The organism is Sulfitobacter litoralis, assembly GCF_900103185.1.
Taxonomy (GTDB): Bacteria; Pseudomonadota; Alphaproteobacteria; order Rhodobacterales; family Rhodobacteraceae; genus Sulfitobacter; species Sulfitobacter litoralis.
The window spans coordinates 49,595-60,926 of the sequence record NZ_FNJD01000009.1 but is presented as its reverse complement, the minus strand read 5'-3'; the positions used below and the strand labels follow the sequence as shown (position 1 = coordinate 60,926).

Genomic DNA, 11,332 nt, shown 5'->3' with positions numbered 1-11,332 from the left:
ACAGACTGAAGGGAAAACAGAATGGATGTTCGGATCGACGACGTAGACCGGAAAATTCTAGCGCAGTTACAGCGTGATGCGAGCCAGTCCCTGGACGATATTGCCCGCGAGGTAGGCAGTTCCAAGACCCCTGTGTGGAACCGGATTCGCAAACTACGCGAGGCAGGGGTGATCGGGCAGCATACGGTTGTGCTGGATGCAGAGGCGCTTGGCTTCGAGGCCTGCTTCTTCGTGTTGATCCGCACCTCGTCCCACGAGGCCGATTGGCAGGCCGCGTTCCTCAAGGCGTTGAAAAACCGCCCCGAAGTGCAAGAGGCGCACCGGTTGGCCGGGGACATCGACTATATTCTCAAGGTCCGCGTCAAAAACGCCCGCGCCTATGATGCCTTTTATCAGGCGCTGATTTCAGAGGTCCGCGTGCACAACGTCACAGCGCTGCTGTCGATGGAAGAGATCAAATCTACCACTATGCTGCCGCTGTAACGCAGGGCCGCTTACAGCGTGACCATCAACCGTTCCAGCTTGTGGAAATGGTAGGTATTGGCAAAGCGCGGTGCTTCGGCAAGTTGCAGGTTCGGCGCATGGTCAAAAAGCGCACGCAGCGCGATCTGCATTTCCAGCCGTGCCAGCGGCGCGCCGACGCAGAAATGCAAGCCGCCGCCAAAGGCCACATGTGCCTTGGCCGGACGGGCGGGGTCGAACAGATCGGGCTGGTCGTATAGCGCGGGATCGCGGCCAGCGGCCCCCAGCACCAGCGCGATTTTGCGGCCTTTTTCCAGCGTGACATCGCCCAGTTCGATATCCTCGTAGGCGAAGCGTTCAAAAACATGCAGCGGCGGGTCGTAGCGGAGAATCTCTTCGACCGTGGCGTTGATCGCATCGGGGGCGAGGGCGCTGGCAGGGGTGTTATTTTCCAGCAAGCAGGCGATCCCGTTGCCAAGCGCGTGTACCGTCGTCTCGTGTCCTGCGTTCAGCAGCAGGATACAGGTTCCGATCAGCGCATCCGTGCTTAGTTTTTCGCCGCCTTCTTCGGCGGCGATCAGCTGGGTGATCAGATCGTCACGCGGGTCTTGGCGACGCTCATTGACATAGCGGCGCAGGAAGGCGGTGAAATCGGCGGCGGCGGTATTGGCGGCCTCTTCGGTCGCGCGGGTACGGCCGATCTGGTAGACGGCGACCATATCGTTGGACCAGCGCAGGAGGTCGGGCCACATATCTTCGGGTACGCCAAGCAGCCGCGCGATGATGCGCACGGGCAGCTGGGTGCAGAATGCGGGGATCAGATCAAACGGTTCACCCTTGGGCAGATCGTCCAGCAAGCCTTGCGCGATTTCTTCGATCTCGGGGGCAAGGTCGGCGATCCGGCGCGAGGTAAAGGCGCGCAGCACTAGCCCGCGCAGACGGGTGTGGGTTGGCGGCTCAAGCTCGAGCATCGACTGGTCTTCCACCGCATAGAAGTCGCGCATGTGATCGGGTGTGGGCTTGCGCTGGTCGGCGGGGACCTCGCGGCCCAAACGGCGGTCGCGCAGCAGCGCTTGCACCGTGGCTGCGTCAAAGGCGGCCAACATGCCATAGTCCTGCCAGAACAGCACAGGGCCATCCGTACGGGCCTGCGCATAGGCACCATAGGGGTTTTGGACAAATTCGGGATCAAGCGGGGAAAGGTTCAGCGTTTTCATGGGGCCTAGCAATAGCTGCGGCTCTGGTGTTTGCAAGCGGGTCTGTGCCAAATAACGCTATGACCTCCGGAATGCGCCGCCGCGTCGCCAGTTTTGTGCTGTTTCTGATCACCGTGCTGGCGCTGTCCGGCGGGGTCTGGCGCTATGCCTATTTGCAAGGGCTGGATCAGCTGCATGCACGCGGGCAGGCGGATTTGTCGCTGGTGAGTGACCGGCTCGTCGGGCAGCTGCAACGCTATCGCGATCTGGCTGTGTTTCTGGCGGATCACCCGCAGGTGGCGCAAGTGTTGGACCGTCGGCCCGTGGTCGAGGCCCAAGCGTTCCTGCAAAAGGTTGCTGACAAGACCACGGCGCTGGATTTGCAGGTGTTGGACCGCTCAGGCGATGTGATTGTATCCGCGCTTGGGACAGACGCGGCGCAGGTGCCGCGGGCGGAACAGGGCTTTGTCCGGCGCGCATTGCGTGGCGCGCTTGGCTGGGGGCACGGCCCTGCAGCGCCGTTGACCGACCGGGCCTATTTCCACGCGGCCCCCGTTTTTGCACCGGACGGTCAGGTGCGCGGCGCGGTGGTGGTGTCGACCGATCTGAATGGCATCGATTATGACTGGCGCGGCAGCAATCCGGCGGCGTTTTTTACCGATACCAATGGCGTTGTCCAAATCGCCAACCGGTCAGAGCTGCTGTTCTGGGCGCGGCCCGAGGGCGCACAAAGGTTGGTGCCGCCTGATGGGGCGCAGCTTGAGTTCGCCGTTTCAGAGGTCGGGACTCATGAAATCTGGCGCATGGGCTGGGGGCCGTATCTGCCTGATGCCGCGCTGCACCTGACGCGTGCATTGCCGGTGGTAGGCATGACGGGCGAAGTCTTGCTGGACATCGAGGGCGCGCAGCGGCTGGCGCTGTCACAGGCGGCGGCGGTGGCAGCGCTCTGCCTTGCCTTTGGCGCGCTGCTGTTTCTGGCCACCGAACGGCGTCGCGCACTGTCGGATGCAAATGCCGCCCTTGAACGTCAGGTCGCCAAACGGACCGCCGCGCTGAACGCCAGCAACACCGAATTGCGCCGCGAGGCCACAGAGCGCGAAGAGGCACAAGCCGCCCTGCGCCGTGCGCAGGCGGATCTGGTGCAGGCGGGCAAGCTGTCTGCGCTTGGGCAGATGTCGGCGGGCATCAGTCACGAACTGAACCAGCCGCTGATGGCGATCCGGTCTTTTGCGGAAAACGCGGTGCAATTCCTTGAGCGTGACCGTCCGGACCGGACGGCGGAAAACCTGACCCGTATCTCGCAGATGGCCGACCGTATGGCGCGGATCATTCAGAACCTGCGGGCCTTTGCGCGGCAGGAGAGTGTGCCGCAGACCCGGGTGGATGTGACCCGCGTGGTGGCCAGCGCACTCGAGCTGACCCAAACCTATGTACGCGATGCGGGGGTCGCGCTTGAATACGGGCCCGCCAATGCGCCCGTTTGGGTGCGGGGCGGCGAGGTGCGGCTGGGGCAGGTGTTTGTGAACCTCATCACCAATGCCGTCGACGCAATGGGCGGCAGCGAGTGCAAACGGCTGACCATCACCGTCGATCCCGCGGATCCCGTGCGCGTAACGTTTTGCGACACCGGTCCGGGAATTGAAATGCCGGATAAGGTGTTCGACCCGTTCTATACGACCAAGTCGGTGGGCAACGCTACCGAAGGCACCATGAGCGGCATGGGACTGGGGTTGTCGATCAGCTATGGCATCGTGCAAAGCTTTGGCGGGGACATTCGCGGCTCAAATCTTGATGCGGGCGGTGCGATGTTTTCTGTGACGTTGGAAAGCGCCGATACGGGTGAGGAGGGGCAGGCATGAGCAGAACCGTTCTTTTGATCGATGACGATGCCTCTGTCCGCGAGGCGCTGGCGCAGACGCTTGAGCTTGCGGATATCGAAGTGGTCGCAGCAGGGTCATTTGTCGCCGCCAAGGACCGTATAACAGAACGGTTTAACGGGATCATCCTGTCAGACATGCGCATGCCCGGGCGCGACGGGTTTCACCTGCTGTCCTACGCCCATGAACAGGACCCCGATCTGCCGGTGATCTTGCTGACGGGCGAGGGAGATATCCCCATGGCGGTGCGCGCGATGGAGGCGGGGGCTTTTGATTTTCTGGAAAAGCCCTGTGCGCCTGCCGCGCTGCTGACGGTGATTGAGCGCGCGCTGAAGACGCGGGCACTGGTGCTGGAAAATCGCCGTTTGCTGCATATCGTGGAAACTGGCGACCCGGCCGCACGGATGATCTTTGGGTCGTCTGATCTTTCAGAACGGCTGCGCGATAAGGTGCGCCGCGTGGCGCAGGCGCATGCCGAGGTGCTGGTCACCGGTCCGTCGGGGTCTGGTATTTCAAAAGTGGCCGAAGTGATCCACCTGTCCTCGCAGCGATCAAAGGGTCCTTTCGTGAAACGCGCCGCCGCGGGGCTGAGCCCGGATGACGTGAGCGATGCGCTGCATGCGGCGTCAGGGGGCAGTCTGTTTCTCGACGAGGTAGCCCAACTGCCCGCGCAGACCCAGCTGAGCCTGATCGAAGCGCTGGATCAGGTCCACGATGTGCGCCTGATCGCAGGCAGTGCGCGCGCGCTGCAGGCCCTTGTGACCGAGGGGCAGTTCCACGCGGATCTCTATTACCGGCTTGAAGTCATGACTGTGCGCATCCCGTCTTTGTCAGAGCGGCCCGAGGATATCGCCACGATGTTTCGCCGCTATGTCGATCAGGCGGCCGAGCAATCCGGCGTCCAGCCACCCGAGGTGACACCGCAGATGATCGCGGGTCTGATGGCGCGAGACTGGCCGGGCAATGCGCGCGCGCTGATGTCAGAGGCGATGCGCTTTGTCATGGGCGTATCGGACGAGGTCACGCCGGATGCGACCCTTGGCCTGTCGGATCAAATGGCACAAGTCGAACAATCGCTGCTCCGTGCAGCGTTGCGCCGCGCGCAGGGCCAGGCGAGTTCGGCGGCAGCGGCGCTCAAGCTGCCGCGCAAGACTTTCTATGACAAGTTGGCCCGCTACGGGATTCGGCCAGAGGACTTTCGCGGCTAGACTGTGCGGATTTTCGCACAAGGGCGGTGCACGGTGTGCGGTTATCCGCACAAATCGGATGGGTTTGGTCGATTTTTACCTTAATGACGGCACTTAAGCTTTTGATATTAAATATATTTAACGTCCCCTCCATCTTTCAAGTCCTCCGTCTTGTGAGGTCGGCAAAATAACGCTCTAGTATCGCCACCGCATTTGGAACGACCAGGTGCCGAGACTTGAAAAACAGTTCTCTGGGAGGAGACATCACATGAAATTCCTGACAACCACTCTGGTGGCGATGACGCTGTCCGTAAGCGCTGGTGCTGTCGCTGCGGCCTGTGATGATGGCGAAGTCGTCATCAAGCTGAGCCACGTGACCAACAGCGACCGCCACCCAAAAGGTATCGCCGCATCCCTGCTGGAACAGCGCGTCAATGACGAGATGAACGGTAAGGCCTGCATGGAAGTTTTCCCGAACTCCACGCTGTACAACGATGACCAGGTTCTAGAAGCGCTGCTGCAAGGCGACGTACAGATGGCGGCACCATCGCTGTCGAAATTCGAACAGTTCACCAAACAGTTCCGCATTTTCGATCTGCCCTTCATGTTCAAAGACATCAACGCTGTAGACGAGTTCCAAAACTCCGACACCGGTGTGGCGATGAAAGAATCCATGACGCGCCGTGGCCTACTGGGTCTGGCGTTCTGGCACAATGGCATGAAGCAGATGTCGGCGAACAAGGCACTGAACGTGCCGTCGGATGCCAATGGCCTGAAATTCCGCGTTCAAAACTCCGACGTATTGAAAGCACAGATGGCAGCGATGGGTGCGTCGCCGCAGCCAATGGCATTCTCGGAAGTTTACGGCGCGCTGCAAACTGGCGTTGTTGACGGTCAGGAAAACACGTGGTCCAACATCTATGGTCAGAAGTTCTTTGAGGTGCAGGACGGGACAACCGAAACCAACCACGGTGTTCTGGACTATATGCTCGTGACGTCCACCGACTGGTGGGACAGCCTGGACGCCGATGTGCGCGACCAGCTGGCGACAATCGTTCAAGAAGTGACCGAGACCCGCAACGCGGAATCGTCCAAAGTGAACGCCGAAGCCAAGCAGGCGATCATCGACGCCGGTGGTGTTGTGCGTGAACTGGACGCAGCACAGCGCGAAGAGTGGGTTTCTGCGATGAAGCCCGTTTGGGAAGAGTTCACAGCGGACGTCGGTCAGGAAAACATCGACGAAGCCCAAGCGATCAACGCCAAGCACTAAAACCTGTTCTGCCCCGTCTGACTGCAGACGGGGCATTTCAATTGCGTCAGGCCCCGACATGCCCCACGGCGTGCGGGCCTGATCCACTCTCCTCTCACAGCGGAGCATTTCCATGTCACATGGTGTTCAATCTCATTCTGCGCTCGGGCGCATCGTCAACGAGCTTGAGGAAACGGCGATTGCCCTCATCCTTGGCCTGATGACCCTCATCACCTTTATCAACGTCGTCCTGCGCTATGGTTTTAACACCGGCATCATCTGGGGATTGGAGGCAGTGACGTTTCTGTTCGCCTGGCTGGTCCTGTTCGGCATGAGCTATGCGGTCAAGGTCACGGCGCATTTGGGGGTCGACGCTGTCGTAAACCTGTTTTCGCTGCCCAAACGTCGGGTTCTGGCGCTGGTCGTAGCGGTGATCTGTGTGGTCTATGCCGCGTTGCTGATGAAGGGCGCGTGGGATTACTGGGCACCGTTCGCGGGGCTGGACGCCACTACCGGCCGCTGGTTCCCCACAGGGTTTGCCGATAGCCGCGATCAGGCGTGGTATGAAACCGTCGATATCCCAATGCCGGACTGGCTGCGCTTTATCGAGCCAATCATGAACGAGGGCGAAACCTACGGCAAACTGCCCCGTTTCATCCCCTATTTCATGCTGCCCTTCGGCATGGCGCTGTTGCTGTTCCGTTTCATTCAGGCCGGTTTGCGCGTCCTTAACGGGCACGCCACAGCGATGATCGTTAGTCACGAGGCCGAAGATGATATCGAAGCCGTCAAACACATGAACGCGGAGTCCTAAGCGCATGGAAGTCCTTATCCTCTTTACCATGATCGTCGGGCTGATGTTGCTGGGCGTTCCGATTGCCGTCAGCCTAGGCTTCTCGTCGATCGTCTTTCTGCTGGTGCTGTCCGACAGCTCTCTTGCATCTATCGCGCAGACCTTCTTTCAGGCGATGGCGGGGCACTACACGCTGCTGGCGATCCCGTTCTTCGTGTTGGCGTCTTCCTTCATGTCGACCGGCGGTGTGGCCAAGCGGATCATCCGTTTCTCTATCGCGCTGGTCGGGCATTTTCCCGGTGGTCTGGCGATTGCGGGTGTCTTTGCCTGTATGCTTTTCGCGGCCCTGTCCGGGTCTTCGCCTGCAACGGTCGTTGCCATCGGCTCCATCGTGATCGCGGGGATGCGTGAAACTGGCTATACCAAGGAATTCGCCGCAGGTGTCATCGCCAACGCGGGCACCTTGGGCATCCTGATCCCGCCGTCGATCGTGATGGTTGTCTATGCCTCTGCCACGGATGTGTCCGTTGGCCGGATGTTCCTTGCGGGCGTTATTCCGGGTCTGATGGCGGGCACCATGCTGATGCTGACCATCTACATCATGGCGCGGGTTAAAAAGCTGCCACAGGGCGAATGGCGCGGCTGGGGCGAGGTCTTTGCCTCGGGGCGTGAAGCAGGCTGGGGCCTGATGCTGATCGTCATCATCCTTGGTGGTATCTATGGCGGTATCTTTACCCCCACCGAAGCCGCTGCGGTGGCTGCCGTCTACGCCTTCTTTATCGCGGCCTTCGTCTATCGCGACATGGGCCCGCTGCACGTCGAAGGCGAGGGGCGTAACCTGTCGCTGATGCGCAAGCCGATGGCGCTGGTCACCGTGTTCTTCCACCGCGACACCCGCGACACCTTGTTCGACGCCGGTAAGCTGACCGTGACACTGATGTTCATCATCGCCAATGCGCTGATCCTCAAGCACGTGCTGACCGATGAACAGATCCCACAGCAAATCTCGGCGGCGATGCTGAATGCCGGCTTTGGTCCGATCATGTTCCTTGTGATCGTCAACGTGATCCTGCTGATCGGTGGCCAGTTCATGGAGCCGTCGGGCCTGCTGATCATCGTCGCGCCGTTGGTCTTCCCGATTGCGATTGAACTGGGCATCGACCCGATCCATCTGGGGATCATCATGGTGGTCAACATGGAAATCGGGATGATTACCCCGCCGGTGGGTCTGAACCTCTTCGTGACCTCGGGTGTGGCGAATATGCCGATGATGAATGTGGTCAAAGCCGCGCTGCCGTTCACCGCAGTTCTGTTCGTCTTCCTGCTGATGGTGACCTATATTCCGGTCATCTCCACTTGGCTGCCGACATTGATGATGGGGCCGGAGATTATCACCCGCTAGCGGGACTGGGTCCAACACATAGAAGTAGAAAAGGCGGCGTATCCCAGTGGATGCGCCGCCTTTTGTTTGTGTCCTGCCATGAGTTTATTTGGCAAAATGAAGGTCAGGCGGCAGAGAGCGCCTTGAGGATGGGGACGAAATCAGCGGCCTTAAGGCTCGCGCCCCCGATCAGGGCACCGTCCACGTTTTCGACCTTGAATATATCCGCCGCGTTGTCCGGTTTTACCGAGCCGCCATACAGCAGCCGCAGCGCGTCGGTGACATCACTGCCAAAGCGTTTGGCAAGTTCGGCGCGGATGAAATCATGCACTTCGATGATCTGATCGAGCGTCGGGATTTTGCCAGTGCCAATCGCCCAGATGGGTTCGTAAGCGACCACGGTATTATCGCCCGTGCAGCCATCGGGCAGGGAGCCCGCGAGCTGCTTGGCGATGACATCCAATGTTGTACCTGCACTGCGGTCTGCTTCGCTTTCGCCGATGCAAATGATGGCGGTCAGGTCTGCGGCCCAAGCGGCTTGGGCTTTGCGGGCGACGTCAGCGTCGCTTTCGGCATGAGCCTCGCGGCGTTCTGAATGCCCGACGATCACGTAAGTCGCGCCGATGTCCTTGATCATCGGGGCAGAGATATCGCCAGTGAACGCGCCTTTTGACTCGGTATGGCAATCCTGTGCGCCGATGCCGACGGAGGTACCTTGCGCAGCAGTGACAGCCGGCATCAGATAGGCGGAAGGCGGGCAGATCACGGCCTCTGCACTGTCGCTGCCCATCGCAGTGGCGACATCGGCCAGCATGTCCAAACCGGCCAGCGAGCCGTTCATCTTCCAGTTTCCAGTGGCAAGCTTGCGGCGCATGTGCATATCCTTCATGTTGTTTTACAAAGGGATACCAGCGCCACCCCGACAGGGCAACGTCAAGCTCACGTCACACGCAGCGCGAGCGGCCGGCTGCCGTTAGCCGAATTTGATGGATTCGCCACACCCGCAGGCTTCGGTCACATTGGGATTGCGGAACTTGAAGCCGGATTCCAGGAGCGAGGTTTCATAGTCGATTTCGGTGCCGAAAAGAAACATCTGTGCCATCGGCGCGATCATCACCCGCGCGCCGTCCTGTTCGACAACTTCGTCGTTGGTGTCGGCCTCGTTCACATACTCCATGGTATATTCCATGCCGGCGCAGCCCCCTTTTTTGATGCCGATGCGCAGACCGGCATGGCCTGCGGACGTCATCAGCTTGGTGATCTGATTGGCGGCTTTGGGGGTGATGGTGACGGCTTGCTTGCCTGGGATCGCGAACATGCTGAATACTCCTGTTACTGACAAGATAAGGCCTTTGGCGCGGTTTCTCAAGCGGGGGTCTGCACAATAGCAAAAGGCCGCCCCCGAAGGGACGGCCCTGTCGCCAAACGCTGCTGCGCAAGGTCATATGCTGTTGTTCACAGCCCCATGCAGTTTGCGTAATAGGTTACGGTCGCGGGCCAGTCAGAGAAGACACCCTTTACGCCCGCTTCTTGCGCCAGAACATCAAGCGCAACGAGATAGTCGCTGTCGTCGGTGATGATGTCGCCGACCGATTGGAAGTACCAGCCACCGCCTGTGGACAGCGGACCAGAGCGTTCCAGCGTCCAGGCAATCAGGTTCAGACCGGCTTCGCTGGCTTTCATCGCATAGTCAGAGGCGGCCAGTGTGCCGTCCTTGTTGGTCAGCAGCATGTTCAGCGACGGGGCCAGATACTGCACGCCTTGCTCTTTCAGCTGGGCGAAATCCTGTGTCCAGGTGCTGGGGTCCTGTTCGTCGAAACCGTCGCTCCATTCCACGAGATAGACGGCCTGTTTGCCGAATTCGGGCTCTGCCTTGATCCAGTAAAGCACGTCATCCAGGTTGAACGACTGCGCCCAAACGTCCGAGGCAGGAATGCCCGCGGCTTTGTATTCGTCGATCATCTTCTGCGCATAGTCTTCCTGGCTGAAGCCGTCATGGGGCATTTCGACCGAAGGCGACTTGAGCTCGGGGGTGAATTTCGCGCCGAGGGATTTGAACAGCTCGATCGATTCCGTGTGGGTCATCAGATCGGCACCGTCGCTATAAAGCTGCGTGCGGAAGCTGGCGACGCCGCCCTGATAGTCTTCGGCAGTCGTGGCGGTGGTGTCGGCGCTGTCCATCTTGGGGGTCAGCGTTTCGAACTCGGCCAAGGTGATGTCAGAGGTGCGGCATTCGGCGCTGGCACCTTCTTCGCCCGCAGCAGCGGTAAAGCCCGCGGTGCATTTCTCGGCCAGATCGGAGACGAGGATATTGGTGGTGGTGTGCAGATCGTTCTGCGCGTGGCGGCAGACCAGTTCGTGATCTGCTGTAAAAGTCACGTCACATTCCAGAATGCCTGCACCCTGACGGGCCGCAGCAACGTTGGATTGCACGGTATGTTCGGGGAACATCAGCGGCGCGCCGCGGTGCCCGATCGAGAAATCGGTTTTCGACGGCGTCTGGCCCATGCAGGACGCCAGCTTGTCTTTAAGATCGCCATCGGGGAGCTTGTCCACTAGATAGGCGGGACGGGGACCGTATTCGACGGGCGTGGGGGTGCTATGGGCATCGGCCAGCAGCGCGGTCGGGGCCAAGGCCAAAGCTGTAAGGGCAGTTGTTAGTCGCATGATCGCTCCAATATAAATCATCTGGCTGCGGTGTGGCTACCGGATGTTACAATGATGCGACCATTGCGTGAAAGTGATGTAAAATCAACAGGGACGTGAAATGCGCCCCGATGTTTGCCAGTGGGCTTACATGAACCCCAGTTCAAGACGCGCTTCGTCAGACATCATGTCCATGCCCCATGGTGGTTCCCAAACCAATTCCACATCGACGGTTTTCACGCCGGGCAGGGGTTCAACTGCATCGGCGACCCAGCCGGGCATCTCGCCTGCGACAGGGCAGCCGGGCGCGGTCAGGGACATCTTGATGTTGACCTCGTTTTCCGCATTGATGTCGATCGTGTAGATCAACCCCAGCTCATAGATATTCACTGGAATCTCAGGGTCATATACCGTGCGGCAGGCTTCGGTGATCTGCTCGTACAGCGGATGATCCGTTGACGAGGGCGCGATTAAAGGGGTGCCTTCAAGAGATTGGGTGCTGTCAGTCATCAGGGCCTCGCTGCGTTATCTTATCGTTTAT

General features: G+C 59.8%; 11 protein-coding genes. 6 read left to right on the top strand and 5 right to left on the bottom strand.

Annotation, left to right across the window (positions count from 1 at the left end):
• The first annotated feature begins 21 nt into the window (after window positions 1-21).
• Complete coding sequence (locus BLQ98_RS09055; RefSeq protein ID WP_005853026.1) at window positions 22-483, top strand: Lrp/AsnC family transcriptional regulator; 462 nt, start codon at window positions 22-24, stop codon at window positions 481-483.
• Window positions 484-494: 11 nt separating this feature from the next.
• Here BLQ98_RS09055 and BLQ98_RS09050 read toward each other — a convergent pair whose 3' ends face one another.
• A complete protein-coding gene (locus tag BLQ98_RS09050) occupies window positions 495-1,679 on the bottom strand; it encodes a cytochrome P450 (RefSeq protein ID WP_093733026.1) in 1,185 nt (394 codons plus the stop codon).
• Between the two features lie 71 nt (window positions 1,680-1,750).
• Here BLQ98_RS09050 and BLQ98_RS09045 point away from each other — a divergent pair, with 71 nt between their 5' ends.
• The 5 genes from BLQ98_RS09045 (at window position 1,751) to BLQ98_RS09025 (ending at window position 8,166) form a co-directional block, all read left to right on the top strand.
• Window positions 1,751-3,517, top strand: coding sequence for an ATP-binding protein (locus BLQ98_RS09045; RefSeq protein WP_093733025.1), 1,767 nt, complete (start codon window positions 1,751-1,753; stop codon window positions 3,515-3,517).
• The gene (locus BLQ98_RS09040) at window positions 3,514-4,743 is read left to right on the top strand and encodes a sigma-54-dependent transcriptional regulator (RefSeq protein WP_093733024.1); all 1,230 of its coding nucleotides are present in this window, start codon (window positions 3,514-3,516) and stop codon (window positions 4,741-4,743) included. The genes BLQ98_RS09045 and BLQ98_RS09040 overlap by 4 nt, the downstream gene beginning before the upstream one ends.
• Before the next feature lie 247 nt (window positions 4,744-4,990).
• Entirely contained in the window at window positions 4,991-5,992 is a 1,002-nt protein-coding gene (locus BLQ98_RS09035) for a DctP family TRAP transporter solute-binding subunit (RefSeq protein WP_093733023.1), read from the top strand.
• A gap of 112 nt (window positions 5,993-6,104) precedes the next feature.
• Window positions 6,105-6,785 carry a TRAP transporter small permease gene (locus BLQ98_RS09030; RefSeq protein WP_093733022.1) on the top strand — a complete coding sequence of 227 codons (681 nt, stop codon included), beginning with the start codon at window positions 6,105-6,107 and terminating at the stop codon, window positions 6,783-6,785.
• 4 nt (window positions 6,786-6,789) lie between these two features.
• Entirely contained in the window at window positions 6,790-8,166 is a 1,377-nt protein-coding gene (locus BLQ98_RS09025) for a TRAP transporter large permease (protein WP_093733021.1), read from the top strand.
• 103 nt (window positions 8,167-8,269) lie between these two features.
• Here the strand turns inward: BLQ98_RS09025 and tpiA are convergent, their stop codons facing one another.
• From tpiA to BLQ98_RS09005, 4 genes are all read right to left on the bottom strand, one after another.
• Window positions 8,270-9,019 (bottom strand): triose-phosphate isomerase, encoded by a 750-nt coding sequence (gene tpiA / locus BLQ98_RS09020; RefSeq protein WP_093733020.1) that lies wholly within the window; start codon window positions 9,017-9,019, stop codon window positions 8,270-8,272.
• Window positions 9,020-9,118: 99 nt separating this feature from the next.
• Window positions 9,119-9,463, bottom strand: coding sequence for a HesB/IscA family protein (locus BLQ98_RS09015; RefSeq protein WP_093733019.1), 345 nt, complete (start codon window positions 9,461-9,463; stop codon window positions 9,119-9,121).
• 137 nt (window positions 9,464-9,600) lie between these two features.
• A complete protein-coding gene (locus BLQ98_RS09010) occupies window positions 9,601-10,812 on the bottom strand; it encodes a glycerophosphodiester phosphodiesterase family protein (RefSeq protein WP_244148401.1) in 1,212 nt (403 codons plus the stop codon).
• Between the two features lie 126 nt (window positions 10,813-10,938).
• The gene (locus BLQ98_RS09005; protein WP_093733017.1) at window positions 10,939-11,301 is read right to left on the bottom strand and encodes an SUF system Fe-S cluster assembly protein; all 363 of its coding nucleotides are present in this window, start codon (window positions 11,299-11,301) and stop codon (window positions 10,939-10,941) included.
• Window positions 11,302-11,332 lie beyond the last annotated feature (31 nt).